This is a genomic window from Agrobacterium tumefaciens (assembly GCA_025559845.1).
Classification (GTDB): Bacteria; Pseudomonadota; Alphaproteobacteria; order Rhizobiales; family Rhizobiaceae; genus Agrobacterium.
Window position 1 is genome coordinate 385,560 of the sequence record CP048469.1, and the last position, 20,492, is coordinate 406,051.

The 20,492-nt window shown below is 57.7% G+C and carries 22 protein-coding genes; 11 read left to right on the forward strand and 11 right to left on the reverse strand.

What is annotated here, in order from left to right; all coding sequences use genetic code 11:
* Positions 1-98: 98 nt before the first annotated feature.
* Positions 99-1,373, forward strand: coding sequence for a DUF3422 family protein (locus FY156_01855; GenBank protein ID UXS00322.1), 1,275 nt, complete (start codon positions 99-101; stop codon positions 1,371-1,373).
* A 46-nt stretch (positions 1,374-1,419) separates the two neighbouring features.
* Here the strand turns inward: FY156_01855 and FY156_01860 are convergent, their stop codons facing one another.
* A complete protein-coding gene (locus FY156_01860; protein UXS00323.1) occupies positions 1,420-2,319 on the reverse strand; it encodes a LysR family transcriptional regulator in 900 nt (299 codons plus the stop codon).
* Positions 2,320-2,430: 111 nt separating this feature from the next.
* On the opposite strand from FY156_01860, the gene FY156_01865 reads away from it, so the two are divergent.
* The 3 genes from FY156_01865 to glcF are packed head-to-tail and all read left to right on the forward strand — an operon-like array spanning position 2,431 to position 6,383.
* A complete protein-coding gene (locus FY156_01865; GenBank protein ID UXS00324.1) occupies positions 2,431-3,870 on the forward strand; it encodes an FAD-binding protein in 1,440 nt (479 codons plus the stop codon).
* A gap of 5 nt (positions 3,871-3,875) precedes the next feature.
* Positions 3,876-5,078, forward strand: coding sequence for an FAD-binding protein (locus FY156_01870; protein ID UXS02982.1), 1,203 nt, complete (start codon positions 3,876-3,878; stop codon positions 5,076-5,078).
* A gap of 3 nt (positions 5,079-5,081) precedes the next feature.
* The gene (gene glcF / locus FY156_01875; protein ID UXS00325.1) at positions 5,082-6,383 is read left to right on the forward strand and encodes a glycolate oxidase subunit GlcF; all 1,302 of its coding nucleotides are present in this window, start codon (positions 5,082-5,084) and stop codon (positions 6,381-6,383) included.
* Between the two features lie 229 nt (positions 6,384-6,612).
* Here glcF and FY156_01880 read toward each other — a convergent pair whose 3' ends face one another.
* Positions 6,613-7,386, reverse strand: a complete 774-nt coding sequence (locus FY156_01880; GenBank protein UXS00326.1) for a L,D-transpeptidase — start codon at positions 7,384-7,386, stop codon at positions 6,613-6,615.
* A 231-nt stretch (positions 7,387-7,617) separates the two neighbouring features.
* Between FY156_01880 and FY156_01885 the strand changes: the two genes are divergently transcribed.
* Both FY156_01885 and FY156_01890 read left to right on the forward strand, forming a co-directional pair.
* A complete protein-coding gene (locus FY156_01885; protein ID UXS00327.1) occupies positions 7,618-8,247 on the forward strand; it encodes a DNA-3-methyladenine glycosylase I in 630 nt (209 codons plus the stop codon).
* Positions 8,244-8,687: a hypothetical protein gene (locus tag FY156_01890; protein ID UXS00328.1), complete on the forward strand. Its 444-nt coding sequence runs from the start codon at positions 8,244-8,246 to the stop codon at positions 8,685-8,687. The genes FY156_01885 and FY156_01890 overlap by 4 nt, the downstream gene beginning before the upstream one ends.
* A 75-nt stretch (positions 8,688-8,762) precedes the next feature.
* On the opposite strand, the gene FY156_01895 is transcribed toward FY156_01890, so the two are convergent.
* Positions 8,763-9,806 (reverse strand): YeiH family putative sulfate export transporter, encoded by a 1,044-nt coding sequence (locus tag FY156_01895; protein ID UXS00329.1) that lies wholly within the window; start codon positions 9,804-9,806, stop codon positions 8,763-8,765.
* 81 nt (positions 9,807-9,887) lie between these two features.
* On the opposite strand from FY156_01895, the gene FY156_01900 reads away from it, so the two are divergent.
* On the forward strand, positions 9,888-10,805 hold the full coding sequence (locus FY156_01900) for a LysR family transcriptional regulator (GenBank protein UXS00330.1): 918 nt from the start codon (positions 9,888-9,890) through the stop codon (positions 10,803-10,805).
* Positions 10,806-10,847: 42 nt separating this feature from the next.
* On the opposite strand, the gene FY156_01905 is transcribed toward FY156_01900, so the two are convergent.
* From FY156_01905 to FY156_01920, 4 genes are all read right to left on the reverse strand, one after another.
* On the reverse strand, positions 10,848-11,225 hold the full coding sequence (locus FY156_01905; GenBank protein UXS00331.1) for a DUF305 domain-containing protein: 378 nt from the start codon (positions 11,223-11,225) through the stop codon (positions 10,848-10,850).
* 60 nt (positions 11,226-11,285) lie between these two features.
* Positions 11,286-11,660: a hypothetical protein gene (locus tag FY156_01910; GenBank protein UXS00332.1), complete on the reverse strand. Its 375-nt coding sequence runs from the start codon at positions 11,658-11,660 to the stop codon at positions 11,286-11,288.
* A 42-nt stretch (positions 11,661-11,702) separates the two neighbouring features.
* A complete protein-coding gene (locus FY156_01915; protein UXS00333.1) occupies positions 11,703-12,467 on the reverse strand; it encodes a hypothetical protein in 765 nt (254 codons plus the stop codon).
* A gap of 79 nt (positions 12,468-12,546) precedes the next feature.
* Complete coding sequence (locus FY156_01920; GenBank protein UXS00334.1) at positions 12,547-12,792, reverse strand: DUF2798 domain-containing protein; 246 nt, start codon at positions 12,790-12,792, stop codon at positions 12,547-12,549.
* 242 nt (positions 12,793-13,034) lie between these two features.
* Here FY156_01920 and FY156_01925 point away from each other — a divergent pair, with 242 nt between their 5' ends.
* Genes FY156_01925 through FY156_01940 form a run of 4 tightly spaced genes read left to right on the forward strand, consistent with a single transcriptional unit; the run spans position 13,035 to position 16,770 of the window.
* Positions 13,035-14,558: a histidine--tRNA ligase gene (locus FY156_01925; GenBank protein ID UXS00335.1), complete on the forward strand. Its 1,524-nt coding sequence runs from the start codon at positions 13,035-13,037 to the stop codon at positions 14,556-14,558.
* Between the two features lie 4 nt (positions 14,559-14,562).
* Positions 14,563-14,931, forward strand: a complete 369-nt coding sequence (locus tag FY156_01930; GenBank protein ID UXS00336.1) for a glyoxalase — start codon at positions 14,563-14,565, stop codon at positions 14,929-14,931.
* A gap of 16 nt (positions 14,932-14,947) precedes the next feature.
* Positions 14,948-16,075, forward strand: a complete 1,128-nt coding sequence (locus FY156_01935; GenBank protein ID UXS00337.1) for an ATP phosphoribosyltransferase regulatory subunit — start codon at positions 14,948-14,950, stop codon at positions 16,073-16,075.
* Positions 16,072-16,770: an ATP phosphoribosyltransferase gene (locus tag FY156_01940; protein ID UXS00338.1), complete on the forward strand. Its 699-nt coding sequence runs from the start codon at positions 16,072-16,074 to the stop codon at positions 16,768-16,770. The genes FY156_01935 and FY156_01940 overlap by 4 nt, the downstream gene beginning before the upstream one ends.
* Positions 16,771-16,888: 118 nt before the next feature.
* Here the strand turns inward: FY156_01940 and FY156_01945 are convergent, their stop codons facing one another.
* From FY156_01945 to FY156_01960, 4 genes are all read right to left on the reverse strand, one after another.
* Positions 16,889-17,335: a DoxX family protein gene (locus FY156_01945; protein UXS00339.1), complete on the reverse strand. Its 447-nt coding sequence runs from the start codon at positions 17,333-17,335 to the stop codon at positions 16,889-16,891.
* A gap of 174 nt (positions 17,336-17,509) precedes the next feature.
* Positions 17,510-17,950 carry a hypothetical protein gene (locus FY156_01950; GenBank protein UXS02983.1) on the reverse strand — a complete coding sequence of 147 codons (441 nt, stop codon included), beginning with the start codon at positions 17,948-17,950 and terminating at the stop codon, positions 17,510-17,512.
* A gap of 522 nt (positions 17,951-18,472) precedes the next feature.
* Positions 18,473-20,110, reverse strand: coding sequence for a chaperonin GroEL (gene groL / locus FY156_01955; protein ID UXS00340.1), 1,638 nt, complete (start codon positions 20,108-20,110; stop codon positions 18,473-18,475).
* 75 nt (positions 20,111-20,185) lie between these two features.
* A complete protein-coding gene (locus FY156_01960) occupies positions 20,186-20,482 on the reverse strand; it encodes a co-chaperone GroES (protein UXS00341.1) in 297 nt (98 codons plus the stop codon).
* Positions 20,483-20,492: the final 10 nt, after the last annotated feature.

The following is a 20,492-nucleotide window of genomic DNA, read 5'->3' on the forward strand; positions in this document are numbered from 1 at the left end:
AGTGCCTCAAAACAAAGACAGGTTGTTTCCGTGACGATTTTGCCGGCGTGTTGGATGATTTAAGCCGGACTTTGGATAAGGCAGGAGGCGGGATCGCAATGGCCAAGGGTAGATTTGCATTTGCGAGTGCGCCGGAACGGGCACTTGCGCTCGGCGAAGTCCATGCCAGACCGACGGTGCTTCTGGCGCCGTCGCGCATCATCATCCAACTCGCCTTCATGATGGATGGCGGAGCCTCGGTCCATCACGCGGTCATCGCTCAAATGTCGCGCAGTCGTGGTATCGCGCCACCGGAACGGGACGCTCGCCACCACGCAATGCCTTGGGGACAGGGCACGTTGCGGTGGGAGCAGCACACGGAATTCTCAACCTGGTTCTGGGATGGTCCTGCACCTGATGCATTTGGTGGAGATGTCATCGGTGATCCATTCGGTGACGGTTTCTCGCCGCCTGGGACCCTGATATCGGGTGTACGTCTGGAAGTCCGGCCTGATGTCGGGGCGACGACGGATGCGGAAGCGGTTTTTGATCCGACGAGCCTCTGTCACAGTGATGTGCGCGGCGGCGAGGCCACCATCCTCACCGATTTCCGACAGGACCGCGATGGCCTGACGCAGATTCTGGTGATTGACCGCGGTTTGAGCAGCCATGGGCGCGGCGCTTTGGTGCAGAGGCTGCTAGACATCGAAACCTACCGTACGCTTGCCATGCTTGGCCTGCCGATGGCGCAAACTTTATCGCCGGAAATCCGCCGCATCGAAGATGGATTGACGGCGATTACCCAGCGCATGAAGAACGGTGCGCGGGATGAGGCAGACGCCTTGCTTGCAGAAATGACCCGGCTTGCCGCCGAACTGGAGGCGAACGCTGCGCTCAGCCTTTATCGCTTCGGCGCCAGTCGCGCTTACGACGGTATCGTGCGGGAACGCATCCGGGCACTGGCGGAGACGCCGGTACAAGGGCATGAAACCATGGGCAGTTTTCTGGAGCGACGCATGGCGCCCGCCATGCGCACCTGTCAGTCTGTTGAGGAGCGGCAGGCGAACCTGTCGCGCAAACTCTACCGCGCCACGGCACTTGTCAGAAGCTGGATCGATGTTGAACTGGAACGCCAGAACACGGTGCTTCTCAACACCATGAACAAGCGTGCTGCCATGCAACTGCGTCTGCAGCAGACGGTGGAGGGGCTTTCGGTTGCCGCCATCTCCTATTACGTCGTTGGTCTGGTCGGATATCTCACCAAGGCGATCAGCCATGATGTGCTGCCCGTCGATCCAGCAGTTTTGACGGGTCTTTCCGTTCCCGTAGCGGTTTTGGGTGTCTGGTGGGTGGTGCGGCGCATTCGTCGCTCTCATGCCGAGGGCGCACACTGAACCCTGGAGCATCGGATCGAAACTGTCCGATGCTCCAGCAATTGTGTCAGTCGCGCTCCCAATAGGGTGTCGGACCATAAAGCTCAGCCAGAAAGTCGATGAACAATCGCACCTTGGCAGGCAAAAACTGACGGCTGGGATAAACCGCAGACAGCGTCACGTTCTTTGAACCTTCGTATCCAGGCAGCACCTGTACCAGCTTGCCGCTGCGCAATTCGTGGCCGATATCCCAGGTTGAACGGAGCGCAATGCCGAGGCCGGAAATCACGGTTTCGCGGATCACCTCGCTGGAATTGGTGGTCAGCATACCTTCAGGACGAATGCTGAATGCTCCACCCGGCCCCTCCAGCCGCCAGACATCATTGTTGTGCGCGGGCAGGCAGCGGTGGCGCTTCAGATCTTCAATCGTCTCAGGCATCCCATGAACTGCAACATAATCCGCGGAAGCGCAGAGAACGCGCCGGACCGGTGCAAGCCGCCTCGCCACAAGGCTCGAAGAGTTTAGATCGGCAATGCGGATCGCCAGATCGTAGCCGCCTTCAATGATGTCGATGAACTCGTCGCTCAGAACCAGATTGATCGATAGCTCAGGGTGTCGCTCCATGAAGGTCTTCAGATGCGGTGCGATGTGCATGCGACCAAAGGACGTCGAGGCGGAAATTTTCAGGGTGCCGTTGACGGTATTGGCGCGGCCCGAGACGAAATCCTCAGCATCTTCCAGCCCTTCGAGAACCGCGCGCACGCGCTCGTAAAATCCCTGTCCCGCCTCAGTCAGAGATATCCGGCGTGTCGTTCGCTGGAAAAGTCTAGCGCCCAGCTTTTCCTCAAGCCGTTTGATGCGTTTGGAGATGACGGCTGGCGAGTAACCAAGCTCCTTGGCAGCATGCGACATGCTTCCGGACGCAGCGACGCTCGCAAAGACTTCCAGATCGCCGAGATTGGTCACAGTTGGGCTCCTATTCTTTCCAAAACGGAAAAAATCCATAGCATTTGCCTGAGTTCAATCAAAGTGGTAAAGAAAGAATACCACTTTGAGGATAGTGCAGCGGGAGGAACGATGACGCAGCCGATCCGGTTTCTGGAACCGCGCCCTGCGGTGCTTTCACGGCGTGAGCAGATTATTGCGGGCCTGGCCGACATCTTGCCTGCCGACTGTCTTGTGCAGGAGGCGCGCGAACTCGTTCCTTTTGAAACGGACGCCTTCGTGTCCTATCGGCGTCTGCCACTTGCGGTAGCCCTTCCGAAAACCACCGAGCAGGTATCCACGGTTTTGAAATATTGCCACGAAAATGGCGTGCCCGTCGTACCGCGTGGTGCCGGCACGTCGCTGTCTGGCGGTGCGATCCCGCAGGAAGACGCTGTCGTGATTGGCCTTTCGAAGATGTCTTCGATCCTCGAACTGGATTTTTACAATCGCACCGCGCGCGTACAGGCGGGTGTCACCAATCTCTCCATTTCCGATGCTGCCGGTGCCGAAGGGTTTTTCTATGCTCCGGACCCAAGCTCGCAACTGGCCTGCACCATTGGCGGCAATATCGGCATGAATTCGGGTGGTGCGCACTGTCTGAAATACGGCGTCACCACCAACAATCTGCTGGGTGTAAAGCTGGTGCTGGTGGATGGCACGGTGCTGGAACTGGGCGGCAAACATCTGGATGCCGCCGGTTATGATCTTCTTGCCCTCGTCTGTGGTTCTGAGGGGCAATTGGGCATCGTCACGGAAGCGACAGTTCGGTTGATCGCCAAGCCGGAAGGCGCTCGCCCCGTTCTCTTCGGTTTTGAAACCTCTGAAGAGGCCGGCTCGTGCGTGGCCGATATTATTGGATCGGGCATCATTCCGGTCGCGATCGAATTCATGGACAAGCCTGCCATCGAGATTTGCGAAGCTTTCGCCAAGGCGGGATACCCGCTCGATGTCGGTGCGTTGTTGATCGTCGAGGTCGAGGGTTCTGAGGCGGAAATGGATGCGATGCTCGCTGACATCGTTGCCATCGCCAGAAAACATGCGGTGAAAACCGTGCGAGAATGCCAGTCGGCCATGGAGGCGGCAGCAATCTGGAAGGGTCGGAAGTCGGCTTTCGGTGCGACCGGTCGTATTGCGGATTATATCTGCATGGATGGCACGGTGCCGCTGTCGCAACTGTCCTATGTGCTCAAAAAAACAAGCGAAATCACCGACCGGCTTGGCCTGCGCGTCGCCAATGTCTTCCATGCGGGCGACGGCAATATGCACCCGCTCATTCTCTTCAATGCCAATGATCCCGAGGATGCGGCAAGAGCGGAAGAGGCGGGCAACGAAATACTGAAACTTTGCGTCGATGCTGGCGGATGTCTCACCGGCGAACATGGTGTCGGGATCGAAAAACGCGATCTGATGCGCCACCAGTACAGCGATGCCGATCTTGCACAACAAATGGCAGTTCGCGCTGCCTTCGATGGGGCCTGGATCATGAACCCTTCCAAGGTATTTCCACTGGAAGGGCGGAAGAGCGTATGACGGATATTTTGACACCGGTTACGGAGGAAGAGGCGGCCGACATCGTCCGCGAGTGCTCCACCAGCAAAACGGCTTTGCAAGTTGCGGGCGGCAACACGCGCGCGGGTTTTGGAAACTCTGTCGCGGCCGACGCAAACCTCTCATCGCTCGGCCTTTCCGGCATCGTCAGCTATACGGCGGCGGAAATGGTCATGACCGTCAGGGCTGGAACAGCCGTGTCCGTTATCCAGGCGGCTCTTGCCGAAAACCGCCAGATGATGGCTTTCGAGCCGATGGATCACCGCGGCATCATGGGCACGACGGGAGAGCCGACCATTGGTGGCATTTTTGCCGCCAACGTCTCCGGTCCGCGTCGTTATGTGGCGGGCGCAGCGCGCGACAGTCTGCTTGGCACACGTTTCATCAACGGTGCGGGAGAGATCATCAAGGCCGGTGGCCGGGTCATGAAGAACGTCACCGGACTTGATCTTTCGAGGCTTCTTGCCGGATCTTACGGCACGCTCGGTCTTTTGACGGAAGTGACCTTCCGCGTTTTGCCGAAGCCTCCCGTCGAAAGAACGGTTGTGATTTCAGGTCTGGACGACGAGGCTGCCACAACGGTCATGGCCGGCGCGATGGCGCTGAGTGTCGAAGTCTCTGGAGCGGCGCATCTTCCCGAAAGCGTTCGCTCCCGTTTCCTGGGCGGCGCTTTGCCGGAGGGACCGGCGACGATCCTTCGCCTTGAAGGACTTGGCCCGTCTGTTGAGGCACGGGCACAGAAGCTTCTTTCTGTCATGGACAGGGTAGGGCCGTGGGTGGTGCTGGAAGATGAGGAAAGCAATCTGCTGTGGCAGCAGGTCCGGGATGTGGCCCCGTATCATGGGCAGGCGGCGAAACCGCTCTGGCGCGTTTCGGTCGCTCCAGGTGCAGGTCACAGGCTGGTTGCTGCACTGCGGATGGAAGCCGGTATCGATGCCTTTTACGATTGGCAGGGCGGGCTTGTCTGGATGCAGATGGAGGCAGATCCGGAAGCGGATCTGTTACGTGGCGCAATCAGGGCTTTTGGCGGCGGCCATGCCACCTTGCTGAGGGCTGACGATACCATGCGTTCGACCATCGACGCCTTCGAACCGCGTGCTGCCGCTGAAGCGCTTCTTTCGGTACGCATCAAGGAAAAGCTCGATCCGGCGGGCATCTTCAATCCCGGCAAGATGACAAGGGCGGCTTGAACCATGCAGACATCATTTACGCCTGAGCAGCTTGCCGATCCGCATGTGGCCGAATCCGAAAAAATCCTGCGCAAATGTGTGCATTGCGGGTTCTGTACGGCGACCTGTCCGACCTATGTCACCCTTGGAAATGAGTTGGATAGTCCGCGTGGGCGCATTTATCTCATCAAGGACATGCTGGAAAACAGCCGGCCTGCGGACAAGGAGGTGGTGACCCATATCGATCGCTGTCTGTCCTGTCTGGCCTGTACCACAACCTGTCCTTCGGGCGTGGACTACATGCACCTTGTCGACCACGCCCGCGCCCACATTGAAAAGACCTACAAACGACCGCTGGCCGATCGGCTGATCCGCAGCCTGCTGGCTTTTGTTCTGCCTTACCCCGCACGGTTCCGGGCTGCCTTGCGTCTTGCCAATATGGCGCGACCCTTCGCGGCCTTGTTTGCAAAAACGCCTGCATTCAAACCGCTCGTATCGATGCTCGCGCTCGCACCGACGCAGGTGCCCCCGGTTTCTGCCTCCGTCAAACCTGGCACACGCGGCGCCGAAGGGACAAAGCGTGCGCGTGTCGCGATCCTCAGTGGTTGCGCACAGCCTGTGCTCGACCCCGCCATCAACGAGGCGACGATGCGCCTTTTGACGAGGTTCGGTGTGGAGGTGGTCGTTCCCAGGGGCGAAGGCTGTTGTGGTTCTCTGGTTCATCACATGGGGCGAGAGGAGCAGGCGCTCGCCGCCGCACGGCGCAATGTCGATGTGTGGACGCGAGAGATCGAGCAGGGTGGCCTCGACGCCATCATCATCACGGCTTCCGGTTGTGGCACGACGATCAAGGATTACGGCCACATGCTGCGGCTTGATCCTGTCTTTGCGGAAAAGGCGGCCCGCGTTTCATCGCTGGCCAAGGATATTACAGAATATCTGGCGACGCTCGAATTGCCTCAGCGTGACAGAAACGGACTGACAGTCGCCTATCATTCCGCCTGTTCCATGCAGCATGGCCAGAAGATCACCATGGCGCCGAAGCTCTTGCTGAAAGCCGCGGGCTTCACCGTTCGCGATCCGGCAGAAGGGCATCTCTGTTGCGGATCGGCCGGAACCTACAACATCATGCAGCCGGAAATCTCGGCCCAGTTGAAGGCGCGCAAGGTAAAGAATATCGAAGCAACGAAAGCCGATGTGATTGCCACCGGCAATATTGGCTGCATCACCCAGATCGCAACCGGAACCGACATGCCAATCCTGCACACGGCGCAATTGCTTGACTGGGCCTATGGCGGCCCCAGACCCGCAGAGCTTCCTGTCTAGACAGTGCAGACGGCTTTGCACGAAACGAAAAACGGGTGGCCAAAGACCACCCGTTTCAAGGCCGTTCCATCATCCCCCTGAGAGAGGTCTGGCGCCTGGCGTCCCCCGCCAAGTATTTTTCAGTGGTTTTTCCACCGTCCGTTGAACTGTAGCGTTCGGGTGCATCGTTTCAAGCGAACAGTGCGGTTTTGTACTGCCGCGCAGTTGCGGAATACTGTGACCGTTGCCGTCAGATCACAATCACCGTCGTCCCGACATTCACGCGCTCATAGAGATCGGTGACATCTTCGTTGCGCATGCGGATGCAGCCGGAGGAGTTGTTGCTGCCAATTGTCCACGGCTGGTTGGTTCCGTGAATGCGATAAAGGGTGGAGCCGAGATACATGGCGCGCGCGCCCATCGGGTTTGCCGGGCCGCCCTCCATGAAGGCTGGCAGGTAATGTCCCTTGGCTGCTTCTCGCGTAATCATCTCTTTCGGTGGGGTCCAGCTCGGCCATTCGGCCTTGCGGGTCACCTTGTGCGTCCCTGCCCATTCGAATCCGGGTTTACCGACGCCGACGCCGTAGCGGCGTGCCTTGCCGTCGGCCATGACGAGGTAAAGAAAGCGGTTCGGCGTATCGATGACGATTGTGCCGGGCTTTTCATTCGTTTCGTAATTCACGATCTGCGGCAGGAACTGCGGTGCAATCTGCGAGCGAACCGGTGCGTTGGGCCGCACGGCGGCTGCCTGCACCCGCGCGGGGCGCTGCGAGGTGACGCCGGAATTCGGGCGCTGTGGCATCGCGGCCTGCTGCTGCCGGTAGATCGGCTGGCGGGCGGCCGGCGGGCGCGGATAAACAACGGGGCGGACATTGGCGCCACCGAGCTGCGTGACCCATGGGGCGGAAAGATCAGGGCTCACAACAACAGGCGGACGCTCCCGATAACGGTCGTTGGCCATGGCGGCAGGGGCTGCGAACACAGAAAACAGGCTCAACGCCATAAAAACGGATTTCATCGTCATCGGGTGGACTCTTTTTACATGACACCGCAAGAAGGGACACGGGAACCATAGGCCCGCATTTGCAGGATAGGTTCGCACCTTGGGACCAGCGAATGGTAAACACCCATTCATGAAAAGACGCAGTTTTAGCGAAAGCTGTCGTTAGGGTTAGCGCACGGTTTTGAAACATGGTGAATCAGTGGTAAGTGCCGAGCTGACCAGTCTTTGACCGTAATGGAAGGTAATCGCCGCATGAGCGAAACGGGACTTCAAACGGGTATGGACGGCAAGATCCGCTGCTCCTGGCAGCAGGGCCTTGAAGACTACAGCCGCTATCACGACGAGGAGTGGGGTTATCCGGTCACGGACGATCGGCGCCTTTTCGAGAAGATATGTCTAGAGGGCTTTCAGTCCGGTTTGTCCTGGCTGACGGTCTTGCGCAAGCGGGAGGCGTTCCGCTCTGCTTTTGCAGGCTTCGACTTCGACAAGGTGGCTGAGTTCGGTGATGCGGACATAGAGCGCTGTCTCGCCGACAAAGGCATCATTCGTCATCGCGGCAAGATCGTATCGACCATCAACAACGCCCGTCGTGCCGTGGATTTGAAGCAGGAATTCGGAACGTTGGCGCGCTATTTCTGGGGTTTCGAACCGGCCGCCGCAGAAAGGCCGCAAAAGCTGGACTATGCCACTCTTCGGGCCAACCCGATCACGGCAGCATCGACTCGTCTTTCGAAGGACCTGAAGAAACGTGGCTGGACCTTTGTCGGCCCGACGACGGTTTATGCGTTCATGCAAGCGATGGGCATGGTCAACGATCATATTGAAGGCTGTCATTGCCGGCAGCCGATCGAGGCGTTGCGGCGGGAGTTTATACGTCCATGAAGATATCGGCTGCTCTTCTGGCTTTTATTATGGCTGTTTCGGCGCTGCCGGTTCAATCCTTTGCAGAAAGCCGCAACGTCGACGGTATCTGGCTGGACGATGGTGAGCGATTGAAGGACGTCGCAATGCCACAGACCGGCCCGTTGAGGCTGGACGGGTGGACAAGGCGTGGGCGCGGGGAGGTGTACCGCATCAAGGTCAAAGCCGGACAAACGGTCAAGATCGAACTCGCCTCATCCAGCGAGTTCGTGCTGATGGCGGTCTTCGATTTTTCGACACCGGAAGAGGATGCAATCTTCTTCAGCGATGCGGAAGGCAAAACAGCGGTTCTGACCCCGAAAACTGACACCGACTGGCTGATCCGCCCGACCCTTATTCTCGGTTCGTCGCGCCGTGGCCTTGGCGCTCATTACACATTGACGGTCAGCACGCAAAAATAAGGCCTGGGCCTTAAGCGCCCAAACAAAAACGGAGCAGCGAGGCCGCTCCGTCTGTCTTCTGTCGGTCCCCGGTTCTCAGACTGTTTGCGTCAGTGCAATCAAGCCAAGGCTGAGTACGCCAAGCAGAACGAGCGACAGGCTGGCTGCGGCAATGACCCGGCCGCCTGCATGGCGAAGGCTGCGGATGTCAACCGATAGGCCAAGGGCAGCCATCGACATGATGGTCAACACGTTGGACAGTGTCGCGACCGGGCCGAGCAGAGCCTGTGGAATAAGGCCGAATGACCGAGCCATGATCATCAGCACGAAGCAGATGATGAACCACGGAACCATCTGCTGCAGCTTGAGACGTCCTGTACCCGACTGCCCATGGATGAGCGACAGCGTTGCGATAACCGGACCCAGCATCAGGACACGGATGAGTTTGACGATCGTGCCCGTTTGCACGGCGACGGTGCCGAGCGGTGCCGTGGCAGCAAGAACCTGAGGAACCGCGTAGACAGTCAGGCCCGCAAAGATGCCGTACTGGGTGGCATCAAGGCCGAGAAGGCTTGGCAGAAATGGCATCAGCAACACGGCGGCAACGCCGAGAACTGCGGTGAAGGCGATGGAGGCCGCAACATCTTCAGGTTTCGCGCCGATGGCGGGTGCCGCCGCCGCGATGGCCGAGTTGCCACAGATCGAGTTGCCGCAGGCAATCAAAGTCGCCAGCTTCGGTGGCAACCCCAGCATGCGTCCGGCGAAATAGCTGACAACAAGCGAGAGAGCGACAATCAATGCGATGCCACCGATCAAAAGGCCGCCCGCGCCTTTCAGGATGGAGAGGCTGAGCGATGCCCCAAGAAGCGCCACCGCAATCTCGAGCAGCGTTTTGGCACTGAACTTGATGCCGGCAGATGCGACGGCGGGCAGGGTTATCAAGGAGCGCAATGCCGTGCCGAACAGGATCGCCAGAACCAGATCGCCAAGCCAGGCATGACCGACCAGACGCGCCTGGAATGTCTCGGCCAGAATTGCAGCACAGCTTACGGCGGCGCACAGGAGAATGCCCGGCAGGAGCGGCGTCAAGCGGCGGAGAGAAACGTGAAAAGGCTGTGTGGCGGCGCGATGATGTTGCATGAGGCGACAATGGCGGATGGGGCTGTTTTATTCTATCAAATAATATGGCATAAATCGTTCGATTGAATCGAATGAAGAGCCATGACCTTTGAGCAGTTGAGAATATTTGTTGCAGTTGCCGAGCGCGAGCACCTCACGAGAGCGGCAGAAGCCATCGGGCTCACCGCCTCCGCCGTCAGTTCTGCGATCAAAAATCTTGAGGCATTTTACAATGTGGAACTGTTTCACCGGGTCGGGCGTAACATCGAATTGACCGAAAGCGGCCGGGTCTTTCTGGGCGAAGCGAAGGCGACGCTGGCTCGCGTTCGCAATGCCGAACTTATTCTGTCCGAGATGGGCGGTTTGACGCGTGGCGAAATTACCATCTGCGCCAGCCAGACAATTGCCAGCTATTGGCTGCCACCCATCCTGATGCAATTCAAGAAGCTCTATCCCGGTGTGACGTTGAAGCTCGATATCGGCAACACGAAAACGGTGACACAGGCGGTCCTCGAAGGTCTGGCAGAGGTTGGGTTTATCGAAGGCGTGATCGATGAGCCCGCCTTGCATGTCCAGCCCGTCGTTGCCGACAAGCTTTTGGTCGTCACCGGCTCTGCCCATCCCTTTGCCGATGGTCGCCACCTGACTGCACTTGATATGCTTTACGGTACGGCTTGGGTGCTGCGCGAACAGGGGTCGGGAACCCGTTCAGCGTTTGAGTCCGCCGTGCGGCAGATGGGGGTCGATCCGGACGATCTGACTGTCATGCTGGAACTGCCGTCCAACGAAGCGGTCGTGACAGCTGCACGCGCCGGTGGCGCTGCGACGGCCGTTTCCGCATCCGTCGCCTCGCTGTTCCTGCGACAGGGCATGCTTGTGCGCGCGGGTATCGATCTGCCGGCTCGCAACTTCGCGCTTTTACGTCACAAGGAACGGCATACCAGCCGTGCCGCCATGGAACTTGAGCGACTGAGCCGTGCTGCTTCGGAGGATTACAAGACGGGTCTTGCCGGTCTTTGAGGCAAATGAGGGAGCGCCGTCACCGGCGCTCCCGTTTTGAGCTTAATGGCCGTTTGACTTGAGCCAGGCTTTCATCATGGCGATTTCGCCTTCCTGCGCCTTGATGACCTCTTCCGCCAGTTTGCGGATTTCAGGGTCCTTGCCGTATTGCAATTGAACCTTGGCCATATCGATTGCACCCTGATGATGCGGGATCATGCCTCGCACGAAATCCACATCGGCGTTACCGGTGTAGTCCATGGACATATCGCCGTGCATCTTCTTGCTGGCTTCCATGAAAGCCTTGGTCGATCCGGTTTCTGTTGCTGCACCCTTCGACATGTCGTGTCCGGCATGACCGCTCGCATCCTGTGCGAGCAGGGGCATAGCGGTTGCTGCTGCGGCAAAGACGGCGCCGATGACTGTAAGTTTGATGGACATGAGGTATCCTTTCCGTGTCTCACGGAGTGTTTCGATAAGATTGAAGAAAAAACCGAAACGTCAGACGCGGGGCGGCGGAAGCGGCGGTGCGGGAACATTGCCAACGAAGGCGGTTCCAAGATCGGGATGCGGATAGGCGTAGAGCATTTTGCTCGCCTCGGCAAAATCCACCTGCGGAATCACGACAACGCAGGCCGCGCAAAAGGCTGCATGGCCTATATTGCCTCGATGTGGGCAGGGATCGCCAATACTCACATGCTGCTGCAGCGCAGGTTTGACTGCGACGGGTTCATGGTGGCCGTGTCCATTCTTCTCCACCATTAATCCATGCGCTGTCTGTCCTACGGCAGGCACGACGCTCAGCGCTGCCTGCGCCGGCATGTAGGCGTAGAGCAGGCAGGAAAGAAGCATCAATGTGCGGATCAACAAACGCATGACGGCGAGTTTACAACCGCGATTGTGAAAGAACAAAGGCGATCACGTCAGTTCTTTCGCTATGACGTGATGAACGATGCGATAATCCCGGCTTTCTTCACCGAAAGGCGCAAGCGGCCAATCCCAAGTGGCTGCCGGATTGGCAATCTTGACGCCGTGCAGCAGGTCATCCTGTTGCTGGACCGTCCCGTGCTTGCCTATCACCTCAAAGGCGATATCGGTCAGAAGGCACGTCTTGCAGGGAAGGCCCGAAAGTGCGTCGAGATGTGTTTCTACGAGCCTTGGCAGCAAGTTCTCAGGGACGTTTGCCGGGTTTTCGCGCTCCAGCCTGTTGCGTGCGCCGGTCGCGATCTGAGAAAGCAGATTGGCAGATACGACCAGGTCGAGATAAGGCACGCGTCTTATGAATTCGAGCGGCTCCGCTGTTCGACCGGCCAGGATCTCGTCGTAACCCGAGAGATCGCGGTTCGAAATGCGAACGTTTTTCTTGGCATTGGCCCGCATCTTGAACTGAACACTGGCAAGATGCACCAGATCGACAAGCACAACGGTATCGAACATTCCGACCAGTGGTTTGTAGGGTACATCCCGCAGCAAGCCTGAGCCGAGAACGACGGCGGTTCGTCGCTGTTTCAGTCTTCGCGCCGATTGCAGGATGAATTGCTGGCTGTTTCGTTCATGCTCGGCCCAGTCCGAAGCGCAACGATTGGCCCGCGACCAGAGGTTTACGGAGTATCGTACATAGGGCCGAAACGCCTTCGGTGTCATCGCACGGGTTACGGCATACTGGAGGGCTTCGAGAATCATGATGCCTTTATCGTGATTTTGCAGGCGGACGGAAAGGGCATGTCGAGAATACCGCGCTCAAGCGGAGCGCGGTATCGCATCAGGCGCGATAAGGGGCAACAAGGAACCCGACGATCCTGCGCACCAGCGGCAAGACAAGAAGAAGCGTCGGGAACGCGACCACCCAGGAAAGCCCCCATGCGGACATCCACTCCCGAACTGAAAAATCGCTGAAGCCGACAGCCTTGAAGGTGGCGATCAGCGAGACAATGAAGGTCATGATGATGGACAAGATCAATGGCGTCAGGATCGCGGCATATTTTGCGGGCAAGCGTGACAGTTTCATAAAAGCTTCGCTTTCTGGAAAATCGTCTTCATGGACAGCACCTTTGTCAGCGCCCTCCGGAAAGACGAAGGGTTAGGTGCGTTGCTTGACGTCAGACGCTTACGGTTGCGAGACGCAACGGACAAGCGACTAACAGATGGTCCGGTGGTTCGCAAGCGCGAAGGCTGCCTTTGCGGCTTGCCGCACAGGGCTTCATCCTCTAAGACACCGGCATAATTTCAGGAAAATATCGGACCGGCATCATGAGCGAAAAAGCAAAAAAGCCTCAGAAACTGAAAGCCCGCCTGCCGCGCGGCTTCGTGGATCGTTCGGCTGCCGATATCCATGCCACCAATGAGATGATCGAAAAAATCCGTAAGGTTTACGAACTGTATGGTTTCGATCCGGTGGAAACACCGCTGTTTGAATACACCGACGCGCTTGGCAAGTTTCTGCCCGATAGTGATCGCCCGAATGAAGGCGTGTTCTCTCTGCAGGACGATGACGAGCAGTGGATGAGCCTGCGTTACGATCTGACCGCCCCGCTTGCCCGTCACGTCGCCGAAAACTTCAACGAGATTCAGCTTCCCTATCGCACCTATCGTGCCGGTTACGTTTTCCGCAACGAAAAGCCGGGCCCCGGCCGCTTCCGCCAGTTCATGCAGTTCGACGCCGATACGGTCGGTGCGGCTGGCGTGCAGGCAGATGCCGAAATGTGCATGATGATGGCGGATACGCTGGAAGCGCTTGGTATCAAGCGCGGCGATTACGTTATTCGCGTCAACAATCGCAAAGTTCTGGATGGTGTCATGGAGGCCATCGGTCTCGGTGGCGATGAAAACGCTGCGCGCCGCCTCAATGTCCTGCGCGCCATCGACAAGCTCGACAAGTTTGGTCCTGAAGGCGTCCGTCTGCTGCTTGGTCCGGGCCGTAAAGACGAGTCCGGCGATTTTACCAAGGGTGCGGGCCTCGGCGATGAGCAGATCGAAAAAGTTCTGTTTTTCGTAGGTATCAAGGACTATGCGGTAAGCGCCGACGATCTCGCCAAGCTGGTTGCCGGTACGTCCAAGGGTGAAGAGGGCGTTGCGGAACTGAACATCATTGGCGCACTGGTATCAGGTGCCGGTTACGATGCAACGCGCATCAAGATCGATCCGTCCGTTGTCCGTGGTCTCGAATATTACACCGGCCCAGTCTACGAGGCTGAACTGACATTCGATGTCACCAATGAAAAAGGCGAAAAGGTCGTATTCGGCTCCGTCGGTGGCGGTGGCCGTTACGATGGCCTCGTTTCCCGCTTCATGGGTCAGCCCGTTCCCGCAACCGGTTTCTCCATCGGTGTGTCGCGTCTGATGACCGCTCTGAAGAACCTCGGAAAGCTCGGTCAGGCAAAGCCGCTCGCTCCGGTTCTCATTACCGTCATGGACGGTGACGTGGAAAGTATGGGCCGTTACCAGCGCTTCACGCAGGCGCTGCGTGCCGAAGGTATCCGTGCCGAAATGTACCAGGGCAACTGGAAGAAGTTTGGCAATCAGCTGAAATATGCAGATCGTCTCGGATCGCCGATTGCCATCATTCAAGGCGGCGACGAGCGTGCCGAAGGTGTGGTTCAGATCAAGGATCTGATCGAAGGCAAGCGGCTTTCCGGCGAGATCGAGGACAATGCCACATGGCGTGAGGCGCGTGTGGCGCAGATTACGGTGTCGGAAGCCGATCTGGTTGCGAAGGTTCACGAAATTCTGGCGCATCAGGCAGAGGACGTTCGTCGCGCCGCCGAAGGGCAGTAATGGCATGGCTATACTCGCGCTCGATCACGTTCAACTGGCGATGCCGGCGGGCCGGGAACAAGAGGCGCGAGCCTTCTATGCCGGTCTGCTCGGACTTGCCGAGCAGACGAAACCAGCCAATCTGGTGGGACGAGGCGGTTGCTGGTTTGCCCTCGGGGCGGTGAAGGTTCACCTTGGCGTCGTGCAGGATTTCGTTTCGGCGGGTAAGGCCCATCCCGCCTTTATCGTCGATGATCTGACGAAACTTCGAAAAACACTTGAAACCGCAGGCTGCCATGTGGTTGAGGATGAGCCGTTGGAAGGGTATCACCGGTTCTATGTCCATGACCCCTTCGGTAACCGCATCGAAATGATGCAGCCGCTCGCACCGTGACGAAAAGTACCGTTTCATGCCCCTGATCGACATGCCGGAATTTACCGGAGAGCTTCTCGAAGAATTTGCCGCGCGCCGCACCAGTCGCGTGAACACGCCTGTTATTCAGCCGGCGGAGCCTTTCCTTGATATGGCTGGCGAGGATTTGCGTCGCCGTATCTTCATGACGGAAAGCGAAACGGGCGAGAGCCTGTGCCTGCGGCCCGAATTCACCATTCCGGTCTGTCTGCGCCATATTGAAACGGCGACCGGCACGCCGAAGCGGTATTCCTATCTCGGCGAGGTGTTCCGTCAGCGCCGCGAAGGCTCGAACGAATTTTATCAGGCAGGGATCGAGGATCTCGGCGATCCGGATATTGCCGCTTCCGATGCCCGTGCCGTCAGCGATGCAACCGCTGTGTTGAAGCGACTGCTGCCCGGCCGCACTTTGACTGTTACTCTTGGAGACCAGCAGGTTTTTGAGGCCGTCGTTGCAGCACTTGGGTTGCCGCTTGGGTGGCAAAAGCGCCTTGTACAGGCGTTTGGTGATATGGCGCAGCTTGAAGCGTTGCTCGACAGCTTGGTGCATCCCAAACCGATGACGGGACTTGATGCACGTGTCGCCGGTCTTCTCGCAACAGGTGAAGAAAAGGTGCTGGTCGATTACATCGACAGCGTCATGCAGGAAACCGGTTATTCGACCAACGCCAGCCGCTCGCCGCAGGAAATTGCCCGTCGCCTGCGCGAAAAACTGGCGCTTGCCGCGACCCGTCTGCCGGATGAAAGCTTTGGCCTGTTGAAACAGTTCTTGTCGCTGCAGGCACCTTTGCCGGAAGCCTCGAGGACGCTCGCCGATTTTGCCGAAAAAGCGAAGCTGAAACTTGATGGTGCTCTGTCTGCATTCGACAAGCGCGTTGCCGCACTCGCCAATGCAGGCGTAGCACTGGAGACGGTCACTTATCGCGCGGCATTCGGCCGCCCGCTTGATTATTATACCGGCCTCGTTTTCGAAGTGGTGGAAGCTGGCGGTGATAGTGTTCTGGCAGGCGGCGGTCGCTTTGACCGGCTGCTGACGCTTCTCGGCGCGAAGGAAAAAATACCGGCGGTTGGCTTTTCGCTATGGCTGGATCGCATCGAAGCGATACGCGGGAGTGACGCGCTGTGATTACCATTGCACTGCCCTCGAAGGGCCGCATGAAAGAAGATGCCTCCGCCGTTCTGGAGCGCGCCGGGCTGAAGGTTGCAGCGATCGGCAACGACCGCTCCTATCGCGGCCGCGTTGAAGGTCGCGACGATATCGAGATTGCTTATCTGTCGGCTTCGGAGATCGCTCGCGAGATTGGCGCGGGTACGGTTGATTTCGGTGTGACCGGCGAAGATCTGGTGCGGGAAGGACTGACCAATGCCGATGGGCAGGTCGAATTCTGCGCCCGCCTTGGTTTTGGTCATGCGGATGTCGTGGTTGCTGTTCCGGAAATCTGGCTCGATGTCGATAGCATGGCCGATCTCGGTGACGTTGCCTCGGAGTTTCGTGCGCGTCATGGCCGTAGATTGGCTATTGCCACAAAATACTGGCGGCTGACGCAGCAGTTCTTTTCGCGTCAGCACGGCATTCAACTGTATCGCATTGTCGAGAGCCTTGGCGCGACAGAAGGTGCTCCTGCTGCGGGTCAGGCGGATATCATCGTCGATATCACCTCGACCGGTTCGACGCTCAAAGCCAATCACCTGAAAATTCTCTCTGATGGCATCATTGTTCGCTCAGAGGCCTGTTTTGTCCGGGCCCGTAAACCGGAACACGACAACAACCCGGTGATCCTCGAGGTCGCAGAACGCGTAAGGTCGGCGCTGCAGGCCTGAGATATCGGGGAGGGGGCGCGATATTCTGAAAGCAGATTCAGGTCTCGTCTTCGCGACTTTGAAACATAAAAAAAACCGCCGGATCGCTCCGGCGGTTTTTGTTTAGGCTTCGCTTGTGTCAGGCGTGGGCAACCGCGGCGCCACGCTTTGCATCGACCGAGTAGGCACCTGCGCCGAAAGCGACGAGCAGAAGATAGGCACCGGCAAGCGTGATGTTCTTCATCAGCATGATGCCGTTAAGCGCGTTGATCCAGCCAAGTGCCGGGTCAGGCCAGCCAGGAACGGCAACGGTGCCGCTGTGGAAGACGAGGCCGGTGAACACGCAGAATACGGCAAGCGCGAGTGCAGCGACCTTGGTCTGGAAACCGACCAGAATAGCGAGACCGGTGACGAGTTCGAACAGGCCTGCAACATAGGCAAGCAGGGTCGCGGCAGGAAGACCGGCGCCGGTGATCATACCTGCGGTGCCGGACGGGTCGGTCAGCTTGCCGAAACCGGAATAGATGAAGATGAAGGAAAGCAGAATGCGGGCGATAAGAACGAGAACGTTCTGGCTGTTGGACATGGTTATCTCCAGTAATTGAGCGGCGCGTTTGCCGTGGCTGTATGGCGATGTCTGGAGATATTAATGACGCAAATAGCGCTCCGCAGAAAGATGAACAACGGAAGACAAATTGTCTCCATTAAGTGAACAATTGCTGCCCAAAAATGCTGGCGCAGATTGCTCGCCTTCCATTATTCAGGCGGCGAAACGCATGTTTTCAAAACGCGGAAACAGGAAGAAGCCGGAAATCTGCCCATGCCGCCCTTCATCGAAACCGGAGGATTCACCCATGCAGATTACCGGTTGCTGAGCGGCAGCCGGCGTCAGCAGATTGGTGGAGAAGCAGAAGCGTGACGGTGCTGTCGATGCCTGCTCAAACAATTCCAGGACCTTTGCGTGGTGACTGCGATCGTAACAGCGGATCAGGGTCAGCAGGCCGCACTCGCCATGCGGCAACCCGTGCATGAAACATGCGTGTTCGCCGAGCATGATGACGCCACTCGAGAGGTCACTGCTCCACGCTTCGGAAATGAAAAAATTGGACAGGCTTTGGCCCACGTCGGGCTGGTTTGCTGGAAACGCGGCAAGGGCGTCGTGGCGTCTTGATATCTTGAACAACTCGCTCCCCGCATGAATCCTGGTTCAGCTTCCGTCTGTCGGGACGTTTGACTGGGTTGAATCCGATGTCGCCGCATCCGCTTTCAGCCAATGTCTCCATGGAGAAATATCCACGGCTCGATGGCACCGTTGCGGTTTTTATGCGGGCTGACTTATAGTTTCTTTTTCGTATACAACAACAACTTAATCGCGAAAAAATTTAGAATAACATGTATTTTTATATCAGATTTGCCAATTGCCATCAAAAACAATCAATATGTGACGGCATTCGATAGAAGTGAGCCGAAAATACCATGCAATGTGACGCGATTCGCGCGCTTAATGCGAGCATCACCTTCATTTAAAACAAAATGCGGTGCGTCAAGGCTCTCCATGTCTCAAAAAGAAACAATATAGAGCGCGTGTGGGTTTTGCGCGAGATTTCGACCGTCAGGGCCAGATAAAGGTCGATTGAGCTGAGCGTCCCGCTTGAGTAGACGCAACAAAAAAAGGGCGATCCGAAGATCGCCCTTTCTTGAGACTGTCCGGAGACAGGACTTCTTAGAAGTCCATGCCGCCCATGCCGCCCATGCCGCCGCCTGGAAGCGCCGGAGCGTCCTTCTTCGGCAGTTCAGCAATCATGGCTTCCGTCGTGATCAGCAGCGAAGCAACCGAAGCTGCGTTCTGCAGAGCGGTGCGAACAACCTTGACCGGGTCGACGATGCCGAGCTGGATCAGGTCGCCGTATTCGCCCGTCTGAGCGTTGTAGCCGTAGTTGTCTTCGTTCTTCTCGAGGATCTTGCCAACAACGATGGAGGCTTCGTCACCCGCGTTATCAGCAATCTGGCGAACCAGAGCCTGAAGTGCACGGCGAACGATGTTGACGCCAGCTTCCTGATCGTCGTTTTCGCCCTTGACGGAGATCTTCGTGGAGGAACGCAGCAGGGCAACGCCGCCGCCCGGTACGATACCTTCCTGAACAGCAGCGCGCGTCGCGTTGAGAGCGTCGTCGATGCGGTCCTTCTTTTCCTTCACTTCAACTTCAGTCGAACCGCCAACGCGGATAACGGCAACGCCGCCAGCGAGCTTAGCAAGGCGTTCCTGCAGCTTTTCGCGGTCGTAGTCGGAAGAGGTTTCTTCGATCTGAGCCTTGATCTGGGCAACGCGACCTTCGATGTCGGACTTCTGGCCCGAACCGTCAACGATCGTGGTGTTTTCCTTGGAGATCGAAACCTTCTTCGCCTTGCCGAGCATGTCGAGCGTGACGTTTTCGAGCTTGATGCCGAGGTCTTCGGAGATCACGGTACCACCGGTCAGGATGGCGATGTCTTCGAGCATGGCCTTGCGGCGGTCGCCGAAGCCAGGTGCCTTGACAGCAGCGATCTTGAGGCCGCCACGCAGCTTGTTGACGACGAGCGTCGCAAGAGCTTCGCCTTCTACGTCTTCAGCGATGATGACGAGCGGCTTGCCGGTCTGAACGACAGCTTCGAGAACCGGCAGCATAGCCTGGAGGTTCGAGAGCTTCTTCTCGTGGAGCAGGATGTATGCGTCTTCGAGGTCCGCAATCATCTTTTCCGGGTTGGTAACGAAGTAAGGCGACAGGTAACCGCGGTCGAACTGCATGCCTTCAACGACTTCGAGTTCGGTTTCAGCGGTCTTGGCTTCTTCAACGGTGATGACGCCTTCGTTGCCAACCTTCTGCATTGCTTCAGCAATGTCGAGACCGATCTGACGCTCGCCGTTAGCAGAGATCGTGCCGACCTGTGCAACTTCTTCCGAGGTGTTGATCTTCTTGGCCTTTGCCTGCAGGTCCTTGACGACTTCTGCAACAGCGAGGTCGATACCGCGCTTCAGGTCCATCGGGTTCATGCCGGCAGCAACTGCCTTTGCACCTTCGCGAACGATGGCCTGTGCCAGAACGGTCGCGGTGGTGGTGCCGTCACCGGCGATGTCGTTGGTCTTGGAGGCAACTTCGCGAACGAGCTGTGCGCCCATGTTCTCGAACTTGTCTTCCAGTTCGATTTCCTTGGCGACGGAAACGCCGTCCTTGGTGATGCGCGGTGCGCCGAAGGACTTGTCGATAACGACGTTACGACCCTTCGGGCCGAGGGTGACCTTTACAGCGTCAGCGAGGATGTCGACGCCCTTGAGCATCTTTTCGCGTGCGCTGCGGCCGAATTTTACTTCTTTGGCTGCCATTGTTCAAAACTCCTGGTTTCGAATGACCGGAACGGTGTCCGGCATAAATTTAAGGAAACGACGGGTTCGGCCAGATCAGCCGATGATGCCCATAATGTCGGATTCCTTCATGATCAGAAGGTCTTCGCCATTGAGCTTGACTTCGGTGCCGGACCACTTGCCGAACAGAACGCGGTCGCCAGCCTTGACGTCGAGAGCGACAACCTTGCCGGACTCGTCACGTGCGCCAGAACCGACAGCGACGATTTCGCCTTCCTGCGGCTTTTCCTTTGCGGTATCGGGAATGATGATGCCGCCCTTGGTCTTTTCTTCGGACTCAACGCGACGAACGACAACGCGGTCGTGCAGCGGGCGGAAATTGGTGCTTGTCATTGTCTAATCC

What these genes read in the sequence shown, in the direction of transcription:
- FY156_01855 (UXS00322.1), top strand. Translation starts at nt 99, where the DNA reads ATGGCCAAGGGTAGATTTGCATTTGCGAGTGCGCCGGAACGGGCACTT.
- FY156_01865 (UXS00324.1), top strand. Translation starts at nt 2,431, where the DNA reads ATGACGCAGCCGATCCGGTTTCTGGAACCGCGCCCTGCGGTGCTTTCA.
- glcF (UXS00325.1), top strand. Translation starts at nt 5,082, where the DNA reads ATGCAGACATCATTTACGCCTGAGCAGCTTGCCGATCCGCATGTGGCC.
- FY156_01880 (UXS00326.1), bottom strand. Translation starts at nt 7,386, where the DNA reads ATGACGATGAAATCCGTTTTTATGGCGTTGAGCCTGTTTTCTGTGTTC.
- FY156_01885 (UXS00327.1), top strand. Translation starts at nt 7,618, where the DNA reads ATGAGCGAAACGGGACTTCAAACGGGTATGGACGGCAAGATCCGCTGC.
- FY156_01890 (UXS00328.1), top strand. Translation starts at nt 8,244, where the DNA reads ATGAAGATATCGGCTGCTCTTCTGGCTTTTATTATGGCTGTTTCGGCG.
- FY156_01895 (UXS00329.1), bottom strand. Translation starts at nt 9,806, where the DNA reads ATGCAACATCATCGCGCCGCCACACAGCCTTTTCACGTTTCTCTCCGC.
- FY156_01900 (UXS00330.1), top strand. Translation starts at nt 9,888, where the DNA reads ATGACCTTTGAGCAGTTGAGAATATTTGTTGCAGTTGCCGAGCGCGAG.
- FY156_01905 (UXS00331.1), bottom strand. Translation starts at nt 11,225, where the DNA reads ATGTCCATCAAACTTACAGTCATCGGCGCCGTCTTTGCCGCAGCAGCA.
- FY156_01910 (UXS00332.1), bottom strand. Translation starts at nt 11,660, where the DNA reads ATGCGTTTGTTGATCCGCACATTGATGCTTCTTTCCTGCCTGCTCTAC.
- FY156_01915 (UXS00333.1), bottom strand. Translation starts at nt 12,467, where the DNA reads ATGATTCTCGAAGCCCTCCAGTATGCCGTAACCCGTGCGATGACACCG.
- FY156_01920 (UXS00334.1), bottom strand. Translation starts at nt 12,792, where the DNA reads ATGAAACTGTCACGCTTGCCCGCAAAATATGCCGCGATCCTGACGCCA.
- FY156_01925 (UXS00335.1), top strand. Translation starts at nt 13,035, where the DNA reads ATGAGCGAAAAAGCAAAAAAGCCTCAGAAACTGAAAGCCCGCCTGCCG.
- FY156_01930 (UXS00336.1), top strand. Translation starts at nt 14,563, where the DNA reads ATGGCTATACTCGCGCTCGATCACGTTCAACTGGCGATGCCGGCGGGC.
- FY156_01935 (UXS00337.1), top strand. Translation starts at nt 14,948, where the DNA reads ATGCCCCTGATCGACATGCCGGAATTTACCGGAGAGCTTCTCGAAGAA.
- FY156_01945 (UXS00339.1), bottom strand. Translation starts at nt 17,335, where the DNA reads ATGTCCAACAGCCAGAACGTTCTCGTTCTTATCGCCCGCATTCTGCTT.
- groL (UXS00340.1), bottom strand. Translation starts at nt 20,110, where the DNA reads ATGGCAGCCAAAGAAGTAAAATTCGGCCGCAGCGCACGCGAAAAGATG.
- FY156_01960 (UXS00341.1), bottom strand. Translation starts at nt 20,482, where the DNA reads ATGACAAGCACCAATTTCCGCCCGCTGCACGACCGCGTTGTCGTTCGT.